General features: G+C 71.4%; 17 protein-coding genes. All 17 read left to right on the top strand.

Going from position 1 to position 20,343, the window contains the following annotated elements:
* The first annotated feature begins 85 nt into the window (after positions 1–85).
* The 17 genes from HNR40_RS15900 to HNR40_RS15820 all read left to right on the top strand — a co-directional run bounded on the left by HNR40_RS15900 (position 86) and on the right by HNR40_RS15820 (position 20,336).
* A complete protein-coding gene (locus tag HNR40_RS15900; RefSeq protein ID WP_184961889.1) occupies positions 86–1,744 on the top strand; it encodes a serine/threonine-protein kinase in 1,659 nt (552 codons plus the stop codon).
* Between the two features lie 85 nt (positions 1,745–1,829).
* Complete coding sequence (locus tag HNR40_RS15895; protein WP_184961887.1) at positions 1,830–3,227, top strand: basic amino acid/polyamine antiporter; 1,398 nt, start codon at positions 1,830–1,832, stop codon at positions 3,225–3,227.
* A 13-nt stretch (positions 3,228–3,240) separates the two neighbouring features.
* Positions 3,241–4,491 (top strand): arginine deiminase, encoded by a 1,251-nt coding sequence (locus tag HNR40_RS15890; RefSeq protein WP_184961885.1) that lies wholly within the window; start codon positions 3,241–3,243, stop codon positions 4,489–4,491.
* A gap of 22 nt (positions 4,492–4,513) precedes the next feature.
* Entirely contained in the window at positions 4,514–4,999 is a 486-nt protein-coding gene (locus HNR40_RS15885) for a copper chaperone PCu(A)C domain-containing protein (protein ID WP_184961883.1), read from the top strand.
* A gap of 40 nt (positions 5,000–5,039) precedes the next feature.
* Positions 5,040–6,824 (top strand): flavin-containing monooxygenase, encoded by a 1,785-nt coding sequence (locus tag HNR40_RS15880; RefSeq protein WP_184961881.1) that lies wholly within the window; start codon positions 5,040–5,042, stop codon positions 6,822–6,824.
* Positions 6,825–6,880: 56 nt separating this feature from the next.
* Positions 6,881–8,635 (top strand): PP2C family protein-serine/threonine phosphatase, encoded by a 1,755-nt coding sequence (locus HNR40_RS56285; RefSeq protein WP_184961879.1) that lies wholly within the window; start codon positions 6,881–6,883, stop codon positions 8,633–8,635.
* 75 nt (positions 8,636–8,710) lie between these two features.
* Positions 8,711–9,337: a TetR/AcrR family transcriptional regulator gene (locus HNR40_RS56280; RefSeq protein ID WP_184961877.1), complete on the top strand. Its 627-nt coding sequence runs from the start codon at positions 8,711–8,713 to the stop codon at positions 9,335–9,337.
* Positions 9,334–10,239, top strand: a complete 906-nt coding sequence (locus HNR40_RS15865) for an ABC transporter ATP-binding protein (RefSeq protein WP_184961875.1) — start codon at positions 9,334–9,336, stop codon at positions 10,237–10,239. Before HNR40_RS56280 ends, HNR40_RS15865 begins: the two co-directional genes overlap by 4 nt.
* Positions 10,236–11,846 (top strand): ABC transporter permease, encoded by a 1,611-nt coding sequence (locus HNR40_RS15860; protein WP_184961873.1) that lies wholly within the window; start codon positions 10,236–10,238, stop codon positions 11,844–11,846. Before HNR40_RS15865 ends, HNR40_RS15860 begins: the two co-directional genes overlap by 4 nt.
* Positions 11,847–12,045: 199 nt before the next feature.
* Positions 12,046–13,695: an alkaline phosphatase D family protein gene (locus HNR40_RS15855; RefSeq protein WP_184961871.1), complete on the top strand. Its 1,650-nt coding sequence runs from the start codon at positions 12,046–12,048 to the stop codon at positions 13,693–13,695.
* A gap of 91 nt (positions 13,696–13,786) precedes the next feature.
* Positions 13,787–14,203, top strand: a complete 417-nt coding sequence (locus HNR40_RS15850) for a MarR family winged helix-turn-helix transcriptional regulator (RefSeq protein WP_184961869.1) — start codon at positions 13,787–13,789, stop codon at positions 14,201–14,203.
* Positions 14,204–14,221: 18 nt separating this feature from the next.
* Positions 14,222–15,421 (top strand): MFS transporter, encoded by a 1,200-nt coding sequence (locus tag HNR40_RS15845; RefSeq protein ID WP_184961867.1) that lies wholly within the window; start codon positions 14,222–14,224, stop codon positions 15,419–15,421.
* A gap of 5 nt (positions 15,422–15,426) precedes the next feature.
* The gene (locus tag HNR40_RS15840) at positions 15,427–16,221 is read left to right on the top strand and encodes an endonuclease/exonuclease/phosphatase family protein (RefSeq protein ID WP_184961865.1); all 795 of its coding nucleotides are present in this window, start codon (positions 15,427–15,429) and stop codon (positions 16,219–16,221) included.
* A 30-nt stretch (positions 16,222–16,251) separates the two neighbouring features.
* Positions 16,252–16,872, top strand: a complete 621-nt coding sequence (pdxT, locus tag HNR40_RS15835; RefSeq protein WP_221340524.1) for a pyridoxal 5'-phosphate synthase glutaminase subunit PdxT — start codon at positions 16,252–16,254, stop codon at positions 16,870–16,872.
* Positions 16,873–16,875: 3 nt separating this feature from the next.
* Entirely contained in the window at positions 16,876–17,628 is a 753-nt protein-coding gene (locus HNR40_RS15830; protein WP_184961861.1) for a YebC/PmpR family DNA-binding transcriptional regulator, read from the top strand.
* Between the two features lie 42 nt (positions 17,629–17,670).
* Positions 17,671–18,765, top strand: a complete 1,095-nt coding sequence (locus HNR40_RS15825; protein WP_184961859.1) for an epoxide hydrolase family protein — start codon at positions 17,671–17,673, stop codon at positions 18,763–18,765.
* A gap of 11 nt (positions 18,766–18,776) precedes the next feature.
* Positions 18,777–20,336: a hypothetical protein gene (locus HNR40_RS15820; RefSeq protein WP_184961857.1), complete on the top strand. Its 1,560-nt coding sequence runs from the start codon at positions 18,777–18,779 to the stop codon at positions 20,334–20,336.
* Positions 20,337–20,343: the final 7 nt, after the last annotated feature.

Here is a 20,343-nt window from a genome sequence, read left to right as displayed (position 1 = left end):
AGTAGATTGAGCCAGTAGATTGAGTCAGTAGATCGAGTCAGTATCGTCGGGGGTGGTGCGGCCACCGAGATCCTGAGGGTGCTTGATGCAGGTACGACCGCTTCGCTCGTCCGATCCCCGAGAAGTACGCGGGTACGCGCTGCGCGGCAGGCTGGGAGAGGGCGGCCAGGGCACGGTGTACCTCGGCGCCGCCGCTGACGGCTCGCCGGCGGCGGTCAAGGTGCTGCACGCCCGCCTCACCGAGGACGGTGAGGCCAGGCGCTACCTGCAACGCGAACTGAACGCCCTGCGGCGGGTCGCCTCCTTCTGCACAGCCCGCGTGCTGGCGGCCGACCCCGACGCCGACCCGCCGTACGTGATCAGCGAGTACATCGACGGCCCCTCCCTGCAGGAGGTGATCCGCGGGCGCGGCGTCATGGCGGGCGCCGACCTCGACCGGCTGGCCGTCGCGACCGCCACCGCGCTCGGCGCCATCCACGCGGCGGGCGTCGTGCACCGCGACTTCAAGCCGGCGAACGTGCTGCTGGCCGCCGACGGCCCGCGGGTCATCGACTTCGGCATCGCCCGGCCCATGGACGCCACCTCCGCGACCGTCAGCTCCGCCGTCGGCACCCCCGCCTACATGGCGCCCGAGCAGCTGTCCGGGCATCCGGCCGGGCCGCCGATGGACATGTTCGCGTGGGCGTGCACGATGGCGTACGCGGCCAACGGCCGGCCGCCGTTCGGTGACGAGACGCTGCCCGTGGTCATCAACCGGATCCTCAACGCCCAGCCCGACCTGGGGCGGATGGACGGGCGGCTGCGCGGGTTCGTGGCCGCGTGCCTGGAGAAGGACCCGGCGCGGCGGCCGTCGGCCAGGCAGGTGCTGTTCGGGCTGATGGAGCAGGCGCCGGGCGGAACGCCACCGCCACCGCCGCCCCGCGCCCAGCCGATCGCGGGCGGCCCGCCTCCACCCAGGCCGGGATACGGCCCATCCTCGCAACCGCCGAGGCAGGGACCGCCCCCGCCGATGCCGGTGCTGGGTACACCCTCGCTGCCGCCCCGGCCGGCCAACCAGACCAGGCCGGGCAACAGGGTGGCCCGTGTGACGGTCGGCGCGGCGGTGGCGGCGGTGCTCGTGCTAGGGTCGGCGACGGCGGTCTACGTCGCCACCAGGCCGGACGCCAAGGGCACCCCGGTGACCACCACCACCCCGGTCAACAGCCCCAGCCAGGCGCCGGTCGGCGACGTGACCCGTTCGCCCCGGCTGGGCCTGGAGGTCTGGCAGGACGACAAGCCGGTGGCCCTGTCGCTCGACGACCTCGACGCCCCGGTGACCGTGGCCCAGCTCAGGGCGGCGCCGTTCGAGCTGCGCTTCCCGAAGCTCGCCGAGGGGCGGGCGCTGCAGGTCTGCGCGTGGACCGGCAAGTCGGTCTTCTCCATCGAGGACGGGGCCAAGGTCGACAGCCATCCGTGCTTCCGCCCCGGCACCGGCGTGGCCGACTACGAGTACGGCTCGGGCACGCTCTACCTGAACAACAACGACGGCCACAACTACCTGGTCGGCAACCGGGTCGCCGCGCAGTCGCCCACCCAGGACAAGGTGTTCGTCGCCAAGATCTTCCGCGACGGGACGGACACGCCGCTGGCCGAGTTCAGCGGGACGCTGTACCTGGCCGCCTTCATCGACCTGAACGGCGACAAGGCGTTCAAGCGGGCGGGCGAGGGCGAGTACGACTACCTCACGCTCAAGATCACCCGCTGACCGGCAAGCTTGGGCAAAGACCGTGATTTGTCGGACTACGTCAACTGTTGTGGAGGAATGACCCCCAGGTGGACGGGGGTGGGCGATGACGGCCACGGAGACACAGGCGGCGTCCCAGAAGCTGTCGCTGCCGACGCTGACCGCGATGGTGGTCGGCTCGATGGTCGGCGCCGGCGTCTTCTCGCTGCCGCGCAACTTCGCGCAGGCCACCGGGGTGTTCGGGGCGCTCATCGCGTGGGCGGTGGCCGGGGTCGGCATGCTCATGCTGGCCTTCGTCTTCCAGGCGCTGGCCGTACGCAAGCCCGACCTGAACGCCGGCGTGTACGCCTACGCCAAGGCCGGGTTCGGCGAGTTCCCGGGGTTCCTGTCGGCGTTCGGCTACTGGGCCAGCGCCTGCGTGGGCAACGTCTCCTACTGGGTGCTGATCAAGTCCACGCTGGGCGCGGCCATCCCCGGCTTCGGTGAGGGCGACACGATCCTGGCCGTGGTCATCAGCGCGGTGGGCGTGTGGGCGTTCCACTTCATGATCGTGCGCGGGGTGCGCGAGGCGGCCGCGATCAACCGGATCGTCACCGTCGCCAAGCTCGTGCCGATCGTGCTGTTCATCGTGATCGTCGCCATCGCCCTGAAGTCCGGCACCTTCTCGGCGAACTTCTGGGGCACGTCCGGCGGCCTGTTCGACCAGGTCAAGGCGACCATGCTGGTGACCGTGTTCGTCTTCCTCGGCGTCGAGGGCGCCAGCGTCTACTCCCGCTACGCGCGCCGCCGCGAGGACGTCGGGCGGGCCACCGTGCTGGGCTTCGTCAGCGTGCTCGCGCTGTTCGCCGCGGTGTCGATCTTCTCGTACGGCGTGCTGCCCCAAGGCGAACTGGCCCAGATCCGCCAGCCGTCCATGGCCGGGGTGATGGAGTCGGTCGTGGGCCACTGGGGTTCGGTGTTCATCAGCGCCGGCCTGATCGTCTCGGTGCTCGGCGCGTACCTGGCCTGGACGCTGATGGCCGCCGAGGTGCTGTTCGTGGCGGCCAGGGACGACGACATGCCGCGCTTCCTGCGGCGGGAGAACCGGCACGGCGCCCCGGTGGCCGCCCTGGTCATGACCGGCATCCTGATCACCGCGGTGCTGGCGGTCACCCTGTGGTCGGACGACGCGTTCACGTTCACGCTGAAGCTGTGCAGTTCGCTCTCGCTGGTGCCGTACCTGCTCGCCGCCGGCTACGCGCTCAAGCTGCGCGGCACCGCCAGGCAGGTGGCCGTGTCGGCGCTGGCGGTCGTCTACACCGCCTTCCTGATCTTCGCCGCGGGGCTGGAGTTCCTGCTGCTGTCGTGCATCATCTACGCCCCCGGCACGATCCTGTTCGTCATGACCAGGCGCGAGCGGGGCCGGCGCGCGTTCACGCTGCCCGAGCTGCTGTTGTTCGTCCTGGTCGCCGCCGGGGCGGTCATCGGCGTCATCGGCCTGGCCGCGGGCTGGATCACCATCTGAGAAGGAGGAAGCCATGACGCTGGGTGTGCATTCCGAGGTCGGGATGCTGCGCAAGGTCATCGTGCACCGTCCGGAGCTGAGCATGAAACGCCTCACCCCGGCCAACAACGACCGGCTGCTGTTCGACGACATCCTCTGGGTCGAGCAGGCGCAGCGCGAGCACGACGCCTTCGTGGCGATGATGCGCGGGCGCGGCATCGAGGTCTACGACCACCAGCGGCTGCTGGCCGAGGCGCTGGAGTCGCGCTTCGACGCCAAGCAGCACGCCATCGAGCAGGCCGTCACCCACCTGACCGTCGGCCCGGCCCTGGTCGACACCATCCGCGAGACGCTGGCCGGGTGGAGCGGCGAGAAGCTGGCCACCCATCTCATCGGCGGCCTCACCAAGCAGGAGTACGGCACCGCCGCCCTGGACGAGAAGTCACTGGTGGCCGCCGCGGCGCGGCCGGGGGAGTTCATCCTGCCGCCGCTGCCGAACTCGTTGTACCAGCGCGACCCCTCGGCCTGGTTGTACGGCGGCGTCTCGCTGAACCCGATGTACTACCACGCCCGCCTGCTGGAGACGATGAACCAGTCGACGATCTACCACTACCACCCGATGTTCACCGAGGAGCGCTTCGCCTTCTGGTATCCGGACGCGGGCGAGGACGACCGCTTCCACGAGGAGGACTACGGCACCGCCGCCATGGAGGGCGGCGACATGATGCCCATCGGCAACAAGACCGTGGCCATCGGCCTGTCCGAGCGCACCACCGCCCGCACCGTCGAGCACATCGCGCTGTCGCTGTTCGCGGCGGGCGCCGCCGAGCGGGTGATCGCGGTCAACATCCCCAAGCGCCGCTCCTACATGCATCTCGACACCGTCTTCACCTTCCTGGACGCCGACAAGGCCACCGCCTATCCGCCGTTCCTGGAGACCGCCACCACGTACTCGCTGCGCCCCGGCGACAAGCCGGGCACGCTGGACGTGCGCCGCGACGCCTCCTTCGTGGGCGCTCTGGAGGAGTCGCTCGGGATCGGCCGGCTGGAGGTGATCCCGACCGGCGGCGACGACTATCAGCAGGCCCGCGAGCAGTGGGACTCGGGCAACAACTTCTTCGCCCTCGCGCCCGGGGTCGTGGTCGGCTACCACAAGAACCAGTTCACCAACCGCAAGCTGCGCGAGCACGGGGTCGACGTCATCGAGATCGAGGGCTTCGAACTCGGCAAGGGCCGCGGCGGCGCCCACTGCATGACCTGCCCGATCGAACGCGACGCCGTCTGAACCTCCCCCCGGGAGGAAAGCCATGAGAATCGTCCTGATCTGCACCACCTTGCTGCTGGCCACCGCCTGTTCCTCGGGCAACCAGCCCGACTGGTGGCGTACCAACCAGACCGACGGCCAGGTCGGCCCGGTCCGGCTCGTGCACGTCAACATCGAGGCGCCGCCCATGGACGAGCAGAAGCCCGGCGGCACGCTGCCGCTCTACCTGACGTTGTTCAACGACGCGGCCGTCGAGCAGGTCCTGGACGCGGTGAGCACGGTGGAGGCCAAGAAGGTCGTCTACCGCTCGGGCTCGGCGGCGCCGGTGGAGCGCATGCGGGTGGTCGTCCCGCCGAAGGGGGAGCTGTCCCTGCAGAAGGGGAACGGCCGGCCGTACCTGGAACTGGTGGGCATGGACCGGCAGCTCGGCAACACGACGATCCCCGTCACCTTCCGCTTCCCCACGGCGGGGACGGTCACCATCCGCGTGCCCGTGCGGGCGGGACGGCCTTCGCCGGCGCCGTCGTGAGACATTGAAGAACAAGATTCCAGAATGTCATTCTGGTTCCATGACCGTCGACAAGCACGCCCTCCGCGCCCGATACCGCCAGGAACGCGACAAGCGCCTCCGCCCCGACGGCAACGACCAGTACCAGCGGCTGACCGGCCGCTTCGCCTCCTACGCCGACGACCCCTACACCCCCAGGACGCCCCGGGAGCCGAAGAACGACCACGTCACGGTGGCGTTCGTCGGCGGCGGGTTCGCCGGGCTGGTCACCGGGGCGCGGCTGAAGGAGGCCGGGGTGGCCGACGTCAGGATCGTGGAGAAGGGCGGTGACTTCGGCGGGACCTGGTACTGGAACCGTTACCCCGGCGCCCAGTGCGACACCGCCTCCTTCGTCTACATGCCGCTGCTCGAAGAGCTCGGCCACATGCCGACCGAGAAGTACGCCCACGCGCCCGAGATCCTGGAACACTGCCGGCGCATCGGCAAGCACTACGGCCTCTACGACAACGCGCTCTTCCACACCGAGGTCACCGGCCTGGAATGGGACGACGAGCGGGCGCTGTGGACCGTCACCACCGACCGGGGCGACCGGTTCACCGCGCGCTTCGTGGCCATGGGCGTCGGGCCGCTGCACGTGCCCAAGCTGCCCGGCATCCCCGGGATCGACTCCTTCGCCGGGCACTCCTTCCACACCAGCCGCTGGGACTACGACTACACCGGCGGCGACCCTGCGGGCGCGCCCATGGACCGGCTGGCCGGCCGGCGGGTGGCGGTCATCGGCACCGGCGCGACAGCCGTGCAGTGCGTGCCGCACCTGGCGCGGTCCTGCGCCGAGCTGTACGTGTTCCAGCGCACGCCGTCCTCGGTGGACGTGCGCGACAACCGGCCGACCGACCCCGAGTGGTTCGCCGGGATCGCGACGCCCGGCTGGCAGCGGCGCTGGCTGGAGAACTTCACCGCCAACCAGGCGGGCGGCGGCGCCGACGAGGACCTGGTGATGGACGGCTGGACCGACATCGCCCGCCGGGTACGCGACCGGATCGAGGCCCTGCCCCAGGACGCGCGGACGGTCGAGCGGATGCTGGAGGCGTTCGAGGACTCCGACTTCGAGAAGATGGAGGAGATCCGGGCCCGCGTCGACGCCCTCGTGCGCGATCCGGAGACCGCCGGCCGGCTGAAGGCCTGGTACCGGCAGCTGTGCAAGCGGCCGTGCTTCCACGACGCGTACCTGCAGGCGTTCAACCTGCCGGGCGTCCACCTGGTCGACACCGACGGCAAGGGCGTCGAGCGGGTCACCGAGACGGGCGTGGTGGCCGCGGGCCGGGAGTACGAGGTGGACTGCGTGATCTACGCCTCCGGCTTCGAGGTGGGCACCGACTACACGCGGCGCGCCGGCTACGACGTGACCGGGCGGGACGGGGTCAGGCTGTCGGCGTACTGGGATGAGGGGATGCGCACGCTGCACGGCACCCACGTGCACGGCTTCCCGAACGTCTTCATCGTGCAGCCGACCCAGGGCGCCAACCTCCTCTCGAACATCCCGCACAACCTGACCGAGTCGGGCCGGACGATCGCGACGATCGTCAAGCACGCCCTCGACCACGGCCACGTCCGGGTGGAGGCGAGCGAGCAGGCCGAGGACGCCTGGATGGAGCTGCTCACGTCCTCTCCCGGCTCGTTGCTGGGCGGCGCCGACTGCACGCCCGGCTACTACAACAACGAAGGCCAGGACCCAGGCAGAAAGGGCTGGCTGAGCGTCGGCTATCCGCTCGGGGCCACCGCCTATTTCGCCTATCTGGAGCAATGGCGTACGTCGGGCGACTTCGCCGGCCTCGACTTCACCTAGCCTGATCTTTACCCCCGTGCCGGTGCCTTTGCCTGCGTCAGGGCAGCTCAACCCCTGTGAGCCGCGACAGCGACGACGTCACGGCCCGGATCAGGGAACGGCTGAGCGCCCTGCGTGCGCGCATGCGCCGCGAGGCCGTCCTGGACGAGGCCGTCAGCCGTACGGCCGCGCGCCTGAACATCCGCCCCGAGGAGGCGGCACGCCACCTCAGCAGGCAAGCCCACGGTTCCGGCGTGGAGCTCGAGGACCTGGCCGCCACGGTCGAGCCCGCGCCGCCCCCGGCCACGCTGCCGCCGGTGCCCGGGTGGGTGCTGGCGGTGCTGCAGGCCGTACACGTCTCGGCCGCCTACCTGGCGCCGGTCGTCGACGACGACGACCGGCCGGTCGACTTCGTGATCGCCGCGGCCAACGAGCAGGCCCGCGACGTGACCGGCCGCGGCGCGGCCGACCTCGTCGGTGAGCGCCTCGTCCAGGCCTGCCCGGGGGTGGTGAAGTCCGGGCTGCTGGAGGCGTACTTCCGGGTGCTCGCCGAAGGCCGCCCGCTCAAGCTCGACCCGGTGGAGTACGTGGAGGCGCGCGACCACAAGCTCTGGCCGGCGTCGCTGACCGTGCGGGCCGTACCGCTGCACGAGGGGGTGCTGGCGAGCTGGCGCGCGCTCGACGAGGACGAGCGGCTGATCAGCCGGTGGGACCGCGCCCAGCGCGAGGCCGAGCTCGGCTGGGCCGAGTGGACGCTCACCACCGGCCGCACCTACTGGACCGCCCAGATGTACGGGATCTTCGGCCGCGACCCCGCCGACGGCCCGATGCCGCTGGAGGAACTGCCCGGCACCGTCGTCGAGGCGGACGTGCCGCTGGTGGACGAGCTCATGTCCACGCTGCTCGAACACGGCGAGGCGGCCGACAGCGAGTTCAGGATCAGGCAGCGCCACGGCGTACGGCAGGTGCGCACGGTCAGCGAGCCCGTGCTCGACGACAGCGGCACCCCGGTGCTGGTCAGGATGCTCGTCCAGGACATCACCCGTGGCCGCCGCCGCGAACGCGCCCTGTCGGCGGCCCACGAGCAGGCGGTCAGCCAGCGCCGCCGGGCCGAGGAGGAGCAGCGCGTCGCCCATCGCCTGCAGGACGCCATCCAGCCCGGCCGCAGCGGCGTCCTCGACCTGCCCGGCGTCCGGATCGCCGTACGCTACCTGCCCGCCGAGGACGTCGGCCGGCTCGGCGGCGACTGGTTCAAGGCCAGGCGGCTGCCCGACGGACGGGTCCTGGTGGCGATCGGCGACGCGATGGGCCACGGCCTGGCCGCCGTCGGCCTGATGGCGCAGATGCGCTTCGGCCTGGCCGGGCTCGCCTACACCAAGGCCGACGCCGCCCAGCTCGCCACCTGGCTGAACGACCTCATCTACCACAACAGCGAGACCGTGGCCGCGACGGGCACCGCCGTCATCGGCCACTTCGACCCCGGCAGCAGGCTCCTGACCTGGACCAGCGCCGGTCACCCGCCGCCGCTGCTGGTGCGCGACGGGGTCGCGGCGCTGCTGGAGCCGCCGCCGGGACTGATGCTGGGCGCCCTGGAGTCGGTCGCCTACGAGCTGACCTCCACGCAGCTCCACCCCGGCGACATGCTGTTCCTCTACACCGACGGCGTCATCGAGCGCCGTGACCAGGATCTCGACGCGGGCCTGAAGTCCCTGCTGGAGGCGGCCGACGACTGCCCACTCGACGATCCGGAGGCCGCCATCGGCTGCGTCCTGGACCGCATCGGCCTCGACACCCACGACGACGTCTGCCTGCTGGCGCTGCGCATCCGCTGAATCCACGGGCTACACGCTTGTGTAGTCTCATACACAGGCGTACAGTCAGCTACACCCGTGGATAGGAAGAAGACGATGACCGCACCCGATCCGGAAGACCTCACCGCGCGCGCCCGCATCAGGGACGCCGCGATGCTCCACTTCGGCGAGCACGGCTTCGAGCGGGCCACCATCCGGGGCATCGCCGAGAGCGCGGGCGTCTCCTCCGGGCTGGTGCGCCACCACTTCGGCTCCAAGCAGGGGCTGCGCGAGGCCTGCGACGACTACCTGGTCAAGGCCATCCGCACGCTCAACGACGAGGTCCGCGCCGACGCCGGGCACAACTACGTCGCCGTCGCCCGCACCGTCTTCGGCCCCTACCAGCGCTACATGTCCCGCGCGCTGGCGGAGGGCTCGGCCGCCGAGGTCTTCGACGCGCTCGCAGAACTCAGCGAGCAATGGCTGATCGAGGCCGACAAGAGCCGCCCCGACCCGCCGAAGGTCCCGGTCAGGGCCCGCGCCACCGTCGGCACCGCGATGTCGCTGGCCGTCTCTGTGCTGCAGGAGCACATCTCCCGGCGGCTGGGCGTGCAGATCTTCAGCCCGGCCGGGGACGAACTGCTCGCCCGGGTGCTGCTCGACCTCTACTCCCACTCCTGGCTCACCCCCGAGGAGGGCGCCGCGTTGCAGGCGCGCCTCGACGAGAAAGAAGACGAACGATGACTGACGCCATCTCGGTGACCGGGCTGGTCAAAAGCTTCGGCCCGGCACGGGCGCTGGACGGGCTGAACCTGTCCGTGCGCACCGGGGAGGTCCACGGCTTCCTCGGGCCCAACGGCGCGGGCAAGAGCACCACGCTCAGAATCCTGCTGGGGCTGATGCGTGCCGACTCCGGCCAGGCCCGGCTGCTCGGCGGCGACCCCTGGACCGAGACCGCCGAGCTGCACCGGCGGCTGGCCTACGTGCCCGGCGACGTCACGCTGTGGCCGGGACTGTCCGGCGGCGAGGTGATCGACCTGCTCGGACGGTTGCGCGGCGGCATGAACCAGACCCGCAAGAAGGACCTCATCGACCGCTTCGCCCTCGATCCCCGCAAGAAGGGCCGCACCTACTCCAAGGGCAACCGGCAGAAGGTGGCGCTCGTGGCCGCCCTGGCCTCCGACGCCGAACTGCTGGTGCTCGACGAGCCCACCTCCGGCCTCGACCCCCTCATGGAGGAGGTCTTCCGCGAGGTGGTGCGCGAGGAGCAGCGCAGGGACGGCCGCACGGTGCTGCTGTCGAGCCACATCCTGGGCGAGGTCGAGTCCCTGTGCGAGCGGGTGACCATCATCCGCGAGGGCCGCACGGTCGAGGCCGGCAGCCTGGCCGAACTGCGCCACCTGAGCCGCACCTCCGTCCAGGCCGAGCTGGCGAGCCCGGCCGCCGGGCTGGAGGACCTGCCCGGCGTGCACGACCTGCGCGCCGACGGCGCCCGGGTCAGCTTCGACGTCGACGCCCCGGCGCTCGACGACGTGCTGCGCCACCTCACCGCGGCCGGCGTGCGCTCGCTCGTCAGCCGCCCGCCGACGCTGGAAGAGCTCTTCCTGCGCCACTACGACACCACGCCCGTGGGGGCCCTGCGATGAACACGCTCACCGGAACCGGCATGCTCCTGCGGCTGGCCCTGCGCCGCGACCGGTGGATGATCGCGGTCTGGACGGTGTTCACCTCGGTGGTGCCGCTGGGGTTCGTCTCGGCCTTCAACGCCACCGCGCCCACCGCCGCCGCCCGCCAGGACTTCGTCGACACCAGCGTGCACAACACGGCCTTCATCATCGCCTACGGCCCGCTGCACGGCTCCACCCTGGGCCAGCTGGTCACCTGGCGGGCCGGCTTCATCCCCGTGATCGTCGGTCTGGTCGCGCTCTTGCTGATGATCCGGCACACCCGCACCGAGGAGGAGGCCGGTCGCCTGGAACTGGTCGGCGCGACCGCCGTCGGACGGCACGCGGGCCTGGCCGCCGCGCTGATCTCGGTCCTCGTCGGCAGCGCCGTCGTTTCCGCGCTGTCGGCGCTGGCGCTGGTCAGCGCGGGCCTGGGCGCGGGCGGCGCGGTCGTCTTCGGTCTCGGCCTGCTCCTCACCGGCTGCGCCTTCGCCGCCGCCGGCGCGATCTTCGCCCAGCTCACCGCGGGCGCGGGCGGCGCGCGCGGCATCGCGATCGTCGTGCTGGGCGCCGCCTTCCTGGTACGCGGCATCGCCTCGGTCAGCCAGCAGTCGGGCGGCTCCCTGGGCTGGCTGGCCTGGTTGTCACCGGTCGCCTGGGCCGGTGAGTTCCGTCCCTACGCCGGCGACCGGTGGTGGATCGCCGTCCCGTGCCTGCTGGCGACGGCCGCGCTGGTCGCGCTGGCGGTGACGCTGGCCGGACGGCGCGACCTGGGCTCCGGGATGATCCAGCCCCGTCCCGGCCCGGCCGAGGCGGCGGCCGCGCTGCGCACACCGCTGGCGCTGGCCTGGCGGCTGCACCGGGGCGCGTTGTTCAGCAGGCTGGCGGGCTTCGCCGTGGTCGGCTACGCCCTGGGCGCCGTGGCCGAGAGCATCAGCCACCTGCTCGACAACAGCGGCGCCGCCGCCCGCGACCTGCTGGCCGGGCTGGGCCTGCGCGGCAGCCTCCTGCAGCAGTACGTGGACGGCATGATGACGCTGGCCGCGGTCGTCGCCGCCGCCTACGCCATCCAGGCCGCGCTGCGGCCGCGGGCCGAGGAGGTGGCCGGGCTGGCCGAGCCCATGCTGGCCACGCCCGTCCAGCGGCTGCGCTGGGCGTGGAGCCACTTCCTGTTCGCGCTGCTCGGGCCGACGCTCGGGCTGGCCGTCTTCGGCGCGGTGCTGGGCCTGGCGCACGGGATCAACGCCGGTGACGTGGCCGGGCAGGTGCCCGCGATGCTGGGCGCGGCCCTGGTGCAGCTGCCCGCGGTCTGGCTGTTCACCGGGGTGGCCGTCGCCCTGTTCGGCCTGCTTCCCCGGCTGGCGGCGTGGGCGTTCGCCGCGCTGCCGCTAAGCCTGTTCCTCGGCTGGCTCGGCGCGGAGCTGCAGCTGGGGGAGTTCGTGACGGGACTCTCCGCCTTCTCGCACATCCCGAAGCTGCCCGCCGAGCCGCTGAGCGTGCTCCCGCTGGCGGTGCTGACCGCGATGGCGGCGGCACTGATCGCCGCGGGCTCCGCCGGAATCCGGGGGCGCGACCTGCCGATCGGGTGAAAGCATCCCGGGTGCTCAGATAACGCTAAGGAAGATCCCCTTTAGCGCAAAACCAAGCTCACCACCGCAAGTTATGCCGAAAAGGACGACATCCGGCTGGATGTCGTCTTTTTCGTGTTAGGTGGCGTTCACCCGTGAGTCATGAGCCTGAGTCAGGCTACGGGCGTCCCTCACCCTTGATCGACAGGGAGCCACCCCCGTGCGCAACCTCAACCGCCGCCACTTCCTCGTCACCGGCCTGGCCGCGGGAGCCGCCGCCGGGCTGCCCGCCGGGGCCGAGGCCGCCACCCGTGGCAGGGAACCGGCCGCCAGCCCCTTCACCCTCGGCGTCGCCAGCGGCGACCCCGACCACCAGGGCTTCGTCATCTGGACCAGGCTCGCCGTCAACCCCATGGCCGAGGACGGCATGGGCGGCATGCCCGCGCGCCCGGTCACCGTCCAGTGGCAGATCTACGCCGACGAGCGCGCCAGGTTCCCCGTGCGGGTGGGCGTCACCCGCGCGGTCCCCGAGTGGGGCCACAGCGTGCACGTCGAGATCGCCGGCCTGGCCCCGGGCCGCGAGTACTGGTACCGCTTCAAGACCGGCCGCCACGTCTCCCCGCTCGGCCGCGCCCGCACCGCCCCGCACCCCTTCCAGTACGGCGGAGCCCTCTCGATGGCCTTCGTCTCCTGCGCCCAGTACGAGCACGGCTACTTCACCAGCTACCGCCGCCTGGCCGAGGAGAACCCCGACCTCGTCCTGCACCTGGGCGACTACCAGTACGAGTACACCAAGAACACCTACGTCATCCCCGGCGGCAACGTCCGCCACCACGACGGCCCGGAGACCGAGACGCTGGCCAACTACCGCCAGCGCCACGCCCAGTACAAGGCCGACGCCGACCTGCAGGCCGCCCACGCCGCCGCGCCCTGGCTGGTGGTGTGGGACGACCACGAACTGGACAACAACTGGGCCGACGAGATCCCGGAGAAGCCCGAGATCCCGCAGCCGAATTTCCGCCAGCGCCGCGAGGCCGCCTTCCGGGCCTACTACGAGAACATGCCGCTGCGCCGTTCGTCGGTCCCGCGCGGCATCGACATGCAGCTCTACCGGCGCGTGCGCTGGGGCCGCCTGGCCACCTTCCACATGCTCGACACCCGCCAGTACCGCGACGACCAGGGCTGCGGCGACGGCTACCGCGACTGCCCGGCGGCGATCGACCCGGCCCGCTCGATCACCGGCGGCGAGCAGGAGGCCTGGCTGCTGGACGGCTTCCGCCACTCCCGCGCCCAGTGGGACATCCTCGGCCAGCAGGTCTTCTTCGCCCAGCGCGACAACAACGCCGGACCCCAGAAGATCACCTCGCAGGACGCCTGGGACGGCTACGTCGCCTCGCGCAAGCGCATCACCCAGGGCTGGCTCGACGCCAAGGTGCGCAACCCCGTCGTGCTCACCGGCGACGTGCACGCGCACTGGGCCAGCGACCTGAAGCTCGACTACGACGACCCCACCGGCCCGTCGGTCGGCTCGGAACTGGTGGCCACCTCCATCAGCACCGGCGGCGACGGCAAGGACTCCGACCCGCAGACGCAGCCGTTCCTCAAGATCAACCCGCACCTGAAGTTCTACAACAACCAGCGCGGCTACGTGCTGACCAAGATCGAGCGGGACCTCATGACCGCCGACTTCCGGGTGGTGCCGCAGGTGCAGGTGCCCGGTTCGGGAGTCCACACCAAGTCCACGTTCGTCATCGAGGACCGCGTCCCCGGCGTGAAGCAGACCTACCTGCGCCCGGTCGACCCGGCGCTCAAGGCGCTCGGCGAGACGACCATCGAGGAGACGGTCCGCATGGAGACCGAGCGTCCCTGACCCCGCTGGCCCGCCCCGGTCCCCCAAGCCGCAAGGGGGCCGGGGCGTTTCGTTTTGGATACTTAGCTCAACTAAGTTAGTCTGGCTAAGTATGAGGGACGATCCTGACGCGCTGGCCGAGCAGATGTCCGTGGTGCTGCGCCACCTGGTCCTGCTGCTGCGCCGTACCGTCGCCGGCCAGCCCGTCACCAGCCAGCAGTACGCCGTCCTCGGCTCGCTCAAGCAGGGGCCGCGCCGGATGACCGAGCTGGCCGAGGAGCACGCCGTCCAGCTGCCGACCATGACGGTCCAGATCAACCGGCTCGAAGAGGCCGGCCTGGTGGCCAGGGGCGGCGACCCGGCCGACGCCAGGGTCAGGACGGTCGAGCTGACCGGCGAGGGCCGCACACGGCTGCTGGCCGTACAGCGTGCCAGGATCGCGCACCTCGCCCACGAACTGGCCGCGCTCACACCGGACGAGCGCGCCGCCCTCGCGGCGGCGCTCCCGGTGCTGGCCAAGCTCGGCTGAGACGCACGAAGGAGTGTCATGTCATCCGGTGGCGGCATACTGCGCCAGCCGATGTCCGTCTGGGCCACCGCGTTCGCCGCGGTCGTCGCCTTCATGGGCATCGGGCTCGTCGATCCGATCCTGCCCTCCATCGCCCAGGGGCTCCACGCCGGCCCCAGCCAGGTGTCGCTGCTGTTCACCAGCTACTTCCTGGTCACCGCCGTGGCGATGCTGGTCACCGGCTGGGTCTCCAGCCGGATCGGCGGCAAGAAGACGCTGATGGCCGGGCTCGCCCTGGTCGTCGTCTTCGCCGCGCTGGCCGGGACGTCCGGCAGCGTGGGCGAGCTGATCGGCTTCCGCGCCGGATGGGGCCTGGGCAACGCGCTGTTCGTCGCCACCGCGCTCGCGGTCATCGTGGGCTCGGCCAGCGGCGGCGCCGAGGCCGCGATCATCCTCTACGAGGCGGCGCTCGGCCTCGGCATCTCGCTCGGCCCGCTCGTCGGCGCCCTGCTCGGCGACTGGAACTGGCGGGCGCCGTTCTTCGGCACCGCCACGCTGATGGCCGTCGGATTCGTGCTCATCGCCACCCTGCTGAAGGACACGCCCAAGCCCGAGGTCAGAACCCGGCTCAGCGCACCCATCCGGGCCCTGGCCCACGGCGGGCTGTCCACCACCGCCTTCACCGCCCTGTTCTACAACTTCGCCTTCTTCACCGTGCTGGCGTTCACCCCGTTCATCCTGCACATGTCGGCCTACGGCATCGGCGCCGTCTTCTTCGGCTGGGGTGTGTGCGTGGCGCTGGCCTCGGTGTTCGGGGCGCCGCCGCTGCAGCGCAGGCTCGGCTCGGTCAACGTGCTGCACCTGGCGCTGGCCCTGCTCGCGCTGTGCCAGATCGGCATCGCGCTGTCCGGCCACGCGGGCATCATCGTGTTCACGATCCTGTCCGGCATCCCGATCGGGCTCAACAACACCGTCTTCACCGAGTCGGCCATGGAGGTCTCCGACGCGCCCCGGCCGGTCGCCTCCGCCGGCTACAACTTCGTGCGCTGGATGGGCGGCGCGCTGGCCCCGTTCCTGGCCACCAAGATGGGCGAGGAGCTCGGGATCGCGGTGCCGTACGTCGTCGGCGCCACCTGCTGCGTCGTCGCCATGGCCATCCTGTACGGCAGGCGTCACCACCTGCTCGCCCTGCGGCGCGTCGACACCGACCACGCCCTGGAGGACGCCGTGGTTGCATAGCGGGCATGATCGGACACGCCCTCGTGGCGGCGGGACTGGCGATCAGCCCTGCCGTCGCGTTACGCCCGGAAATATCGGTCATGACGTGGAACGTCTGCGCGGGCACGAACGCCTCCTGCTCCCTGTACCGCCGCACCGCCCCCGAGATCGCCCGCGCCGTCGGCACCCAGGCGGGGCGTGGCACCGACGTGCTGTTCCTGCAGGAGTTCTGCACCGGGGCCGACGCGGCGCTTGAGGGCTGGCTGGAGAACGCCACCGGCCGCGCCTGGACCGTGCGCTCGTGGGGACTCCTGTCCCGGCACGGCACGCCGTACGCCTGCCATCCCGACCTGCTCGGCCGCCCGCGCGGAACCCAGAGCGTCACCGTCGCCGTCGCCGGTCCGGCCACCTTCCAGACCCACGCCCTGAGCTCGCCGCCCTGGTCGGTGCGGCGGGCCGCGCTCTGCGCCGACCTGCCCCGGCAACGGGTGCGAGCCTGCACCGGCCACCTGTCCGTGGGACTGCCCTATGACGACCGGGGGCCCGGCGCGCCGTACCGGACGAAACAGGTGCGCGAGCTCTTCGCGCTCACCACGCCGGGCCGCACGCCCGTCTTCGGCGGCGACCTCAACCTGCGGCCGGACAGCCGCGCGCTCGCCCCCGTCTACGCCCGCTACCGGGAGTGCGACCCGCGGCGGCGGCCGACGATGCGGGCCAAGAAGCTCGACTACCTGTTCACCACGCGGGTCCTCGGCTGCCGCGTGGACACCCGCACCACCGTCTCCGACCACCAGCCGCTCCATCTCCGCGCCGCCCTGTAGGAAGACGTCGGGCCCTCGTGGTGTTGAATGATGCGAACTCCAGACCATGACGGAAGGACCAGCGTGCCCACGATCGGTGTACTCGCCCTCCAGGGAGACGTGCGCGAACATGTCGCGATGCTGGAGGCGGCCGGCGCCGGCGCGACCCCCGTGCGCCGCCCCGCGGAGCTTGAGGCGGTCGACGGGCTCGTGATCCCCGGCGGGGAATCCACCACGATGTGGAAGCTGGCCGAGATCTTCGAGATGCTCGAACCCCTGCGCCTGCGGATCAAGGACGGCCTGCCCGTCTACGGCTCCTGCGCCGGCATGATCATGCTCGCCGACCGGATCGAGGACGGCGTCGACGGCCAGCAGACCATCGGCGGTCTCGACATGGTCGTGCGGCGCAACGCCTTCGGCCGCCAGGTCGACTCCTTCGAGGCCGACCTGACCTTCGACGGCGGCCCCGTGCACGCCGTGTTCATCCGCGCGCCCTGGGTGGAATCGGTGGGTCCGGAGGTCGAGGTGCTGGCGACCGCGCCGCCGGGGGATAGGATCGTCGCGGTCCGCCAAGGGCCTCTGCTCGCGACATCGTTCCATCCCGAGCTGACCGGGGACACTCGCGTGCACCGCTACTTCGTGAACATGGTAAACACAGTGAGGGATCATTAGCTGATGTCCGGCCACTCCAAATGGGCGACGACGAAGCACAAGAAGGCCGCGCTCGACGCCAAGCGCGGCAAGCTTTTCGCGAAGCTCATCAAGAACATCGAGGTGGCGGCACGGACCGGTGGCCCTGACCCGGACGCCAACCCCACCCTCTTCGACGCCATCTTCAAGGCGAAGAAGAACTCGGTGCCCAACGACAACATCGAGCGGGCCCGCAAGCGCGGCGGCGGCCTGGAGGCCGGCGGCGCCGACTGGCAGACCATCATGTACGAGGGCTACGCGCCCGGCGGCGTCGCGGTGCTCATCGAGTGCCTCACCGACAACCGCAACCGCGCCGCCTCCGAGGTACGCGTCGCGCTGACCCGCAACGGCGGCTCGTTGGCCGACCCCGGATCGGTGTCGTACATGTTCAACCGCAAGGGCGTCGTGCTCGTCCCCAAGAACGGCCTGGACGAGGACGACGTGCTGACCGCGGTCCTGGACGCGGGCGCCGAGGAGGTCAACGACCTGGGCGAGTCCTTCGAGGTCGTCTCCGAGGCCGGCGACCTGGTCCCGGTGCGCAAGGCGCTGCAGGAGGCGGGCATCGACTACGACTCGGCCGAGTCCGGGTTCCTGCCGACCATGAGCGTGCAGCTCGACGAGGACGGCGCGCGCAAGGTCTTCCGCCTCATCGACGCGCTGGAGGACAGCGACGACGTGCAGAACGTCTTCGCCAACTTCGACGTCTCCGACGAGATCATGGAGAAGCTCGACGCTTAATGCGGAACGAACCTTTCCGCATTGGCCCGTAGCGTGACAGGCATGATGAAGCCTTTCACCATCGACGTCCCGCAGGCCGACCTCGACGACCTCCGCGAGCGCCTGGCCCGCACCCGCTGGCCCGCTCGGCTCCCCGGAGCCGAGTGGAACCGCGGCGTCCCCGTCGCCCACCTGCGCGAGCTCGCCGACTACTGGGCCGACGGCTACGACTGGCGCGCGTGGGAGGCGAAGATGAACACCTTCCCGCAGTTCACCACCGAGATCGACGGCCAGCGGATCCACTTCTTCCACGTGCGCTCCGCCAACCCGGACGCGCTGCCGCTGATCATCACCCACAGCTGGCCGAACTCCGTCTCCGAGTTCACCGAGTTGCTCGGGCCGCTGTCGGAGCACTTCCACGTGGTCGCGCCCTCGCTGCCCGGTTTCGGCTTCTCGCCGTTCCCCGAGCCCGCCGACGAGCGGCCGTGGAGCGTCGAGCGCGTCGCGCGTACCTGGGCCGAGCTGATGAGCCGCCTGGGATACGAGCGCTACGGCGCGCACGGCAACGACGCCGGCGCGCTGGTCTCCCCGCAACTGGCCGCGCTCTTCCCCGAGCACGTCGTCGGCGTGCACATCACCGGCGGGCTCGGCATGCCCACCGAGCCGGAAGACCAGGAGGGCATGGACACCTGGGTCCTCGACATGCTCAGCGGCGCCGGGGGCAGCGGGTACGCCCCCTACCTGGCCGCCCGCCCCCAGACGCTCTCCTACGGCTTCAGCGACTCGCCCGTCGCCCAGCTCGCCTACCTCGTCGAGCGCTTCAAGGAGTTCGACGGCTGGCACCAGGCCGGCTCCACCGACCCCATCGAGCGCGACCTCGTCCTCACCAACGCCAGCCTCTACTGGCTGACCGGCACCGGCGGCTCGTCGTCGTGGACGTACTACGAAGGCGCGGCCGGGATGCCGATCGACCAGGACGCGGTCCCCACCGGCGTCTCCCACGGCGGCCCCGACACCTTCCGCCGCATCGCCGAGCGCAAGAACACGATCGTCCACTGGAGCAACCTCGAAGGCACCAGCCACATGCTCGCCATGGCCGCGCCCGGCCCGCTGGCAGCCGACATCCGGGACTTCTTCGGAGGACTCACCCGTCGCTAGGGTGGTGGGCCATGATCCCGGCCCCGCCCGCTCCCCGCCCGCCCGCCGCGCTCGGCTGGTTACTCCTGGCGCCGGCGGCGTTCGCGGCGCTCGCCTGCCTGGTCGTGCCCAGCGTGTACACCGCCGTGATGAGCATGCGATCGGCGCGCCTGCTGTCGCGGCGGGACGAGCCCGTCGGCCTCGCCAACTACGTCACCGTCATCGGCGAGCCGGGGTTCTGGCGGGCGGTGGCGTTCTCGCTGCTCGTGACCCTGGTGCCGGTGCTGGTGGCCGTGGTCGTGGCGCCCCTGCTGGCGCTCGCGCTCGACCGCGGCGGCAGCCTGGTCCGGCGCGGCGGGCGGGTCGTGCTCTCGCTGGCGGTCATCACGTTCTCCCCGATCGCGGTGGTCGCCGCCTGGACGCGCGGCCTGCGTCCCGACGCCTCGGGCCTGGCCACGCTGGTCCGCGGGGTGGCGGGGGAGGAGGCCGCGCTGACGTTCCCGCTCGTCGTGGCGGCCATGACGTTCGGCGTGGTGTGCGCGCTGGCCACGCTGGCCTTCCTGCCCGCGTTGCGCGGCGGCACCGTGACGCCCGCGATGTTCGCCGTGGCCGCCCTGGCCGTGCTCACGCTGCTCGCCGTCGGGCTGCAGGCGTTCACCTTCAGCTCGGCCCTGTCGCGGGGCGGGTCCGGGGGTACGCGGACGCTGGGCGCGTACATGCTGTTCGAGGGGCTGGCAGCGGGACGGCTGGGAGCGGCAGCGGCGGCGGCGACGCTGACCGGCGTGCTGCTCGGCGCGCTCGGCCTCGCGGCGGTGGCCGTGGTGGTGCTGGGCGGGATGCGCCTGCACCTGTCGCCACGGCCCGCCGGGCCCGGACGGCCCGTGGTCGGCGTGCTCGCCCTGGTCGTGGTGGTCGCCGTCGGGCTCGTGCTCGCCTGGCCGTGGATCACCGCCCTGTTCGGCGGGGAGGAGACGCTGCCCGTCACCCTGGGCACGTACGTGCGGACGTGGCTGCCCGCCCTCGCCGGCGCGCTGGTGTCCGTGGCCGTCGCCTACGCCGCCGCGCTCGGCATCGGCGGCCTGCGGCCACTGGGGCGCAACAGCGAATGGCTGCTGCTGCCGTTCGCGCCGTGGGCGCTGGCCGGAGTCGGCCCGTTCAGCCTGGCCACCTGGACCTACATCCGCGACTTCGGGCTGATGGACACCATCGTCGCCCTCGTCCCGCCCATGCTCATCAGCGTGCCCGCCCTCGTCGTGCTCACCCTGCTCTGCCGCGGCCTGGCCGAACGCGCGCAGGCCGGATTCCTGCGCGGCGTCGTGCTGCCCTCGCTGCCCATGGCCGGCATCCTCACCGGCGGTCTCACCCTCGTGAACGCCCAGGACGGCCTCTGGCCGCTCATGGTCTCCCAGCGGCCGGACAACGCTCCCGCCACCATGCTCCTGAGCCAGAGCCTCAACTCCTACCGGAACACCACCGTCGACGTCGGCATCACGACACCGCTGCCCGTCATGCTGCTCGCCCTCGCCGCCGTGGTCGCCGCACAACTCCTCTACCTCGACCGGCTGGCGATCACGATGGGGAGGAGCGCGTAAGTTTGTC

Origin of the sequence: Nonomuraea endophytica, from assembly GCF_014203235.1 — a bacterium.
Classification (GTDB): Bacteria; Actinomycetota; Actinomycetes; order Streptosporangiales; family Streptosporangiaceae; genus Nonomuraea; species Nonomuraea endophytica.
The sequence above is the reverse complement of the archived record's forward strand: the minus strand, read 5'-3'. Positions and strand labels throughout refer to the sequence as shown.

Excerpts from the sequence above, each read along its gene's own strand:
- pdxT (WP_221340524.1), top strand. The coding sequence starts at position 16,252 with ATGCGAACTCCAGACCATGACGGAAGGACCAGCGTGCCCACGATCGGT.
- HNR40_RS15825 (WP_184961859.1), top strand. The coding sequence starts at position 17,671 with ATGATGAAGCCTTTCACCATCGACGTCCCGCAGGCCGACCTCGACGAC.
- HNR40_RS56280 (WP_184961877.1), top strand. The coding sequence starts at position 8,711 with ATGACCGCACCCGATCCGGAAGACCTCACCGCGCGCGCCCGCATCAGG.
- HNR40_RS15820 (WP_184961857.1), top strand. The coding sequence starts at position 18,777 with ATGATCCCGGCCCCGCCCGCTCCCCGCCCGCCCGCCGCGCTCGGCTGG.
- HNR40_RS15865 (WP_184961875.1), top strand. The coding sequence starts at position 9,334 with ATGACTGACGCCATCTCGGTGACCGGGCTGGTCAAAAGCTTCGGCCCG.
- HNR40_RS15845 (WP_184961867.1), top strand. The coding sequence starts at position 14,222 with ATGTCATCCGGTGGCGGCATACTGCGCCAGCCGATGTCCGTCTGGGCC.
- HNR40_RS15850 (WP_184961869.1), top strand. The coding sequence starts at position 13,787 with ATGAGGGACGATCCTGACGCGCTGGCCGAGCAGATGTCCGTGGTGCTG.
- HNR40_RS15885 (WP_184961883.1), top strand. The coding sequence starts at position 4,514 with ATGAGAATCGTCCTGATCTGCACCACCTTGCTGCTGGCCACCGCCTGT.
- HNR40_RS15880 (WP_184961881.1), top strand. The coding sequence starts at position 5,040 with ATGACCGTCGACAAGCACGCCCTCCGCGCCCGATACCGCCAGGAACGC.
- HNR40_RS15840 (WP_184961865.1), top strand. The coding sequence starts at position 15,427 with ATGATCGGACACGCCCTCGTGGCGGCGGGACTGGCGATCAGCCCTGCC.
- HNR40_RS15830 (WP_184961861.1), top strand. The coding sequence starts at position 16,876 with ATGTCCGGCCACTCCAAATGGGCGACGACGAAGCACAAGAAGGCCGCG.
- HNR40_RS15900 (WP_184961889.1), top strand. The coding sequence starts at position 86 with ATGCAGGTACGACCGCTTCGCTCGTCCGATCCCCGAGAAGTACGCGGG.
- HNR40_RS15890 (WP_184961885.1), top strand. The coding sequence starts at position 3,241 with ATGACGCTGGGTGTGCATTCCGAGGTCGGGATGCTGCGCAAGGTCATC.
- HNR40_RS15860 (WP_184961873.1), top strand. The coding sequence starts at position 10,236 with ATGAACACGCTCACCGGAACCGGCATGCTCCTGCGGCTGGCCCTGCGC.
- HNR40_RS15895 (WP_184961887.1), top strand. The coding sequence starts at position 1,830 with ATGACGGCCACGGAGACACAGGCGGCGTCCCAGAAGCTGTCGCTGCCG.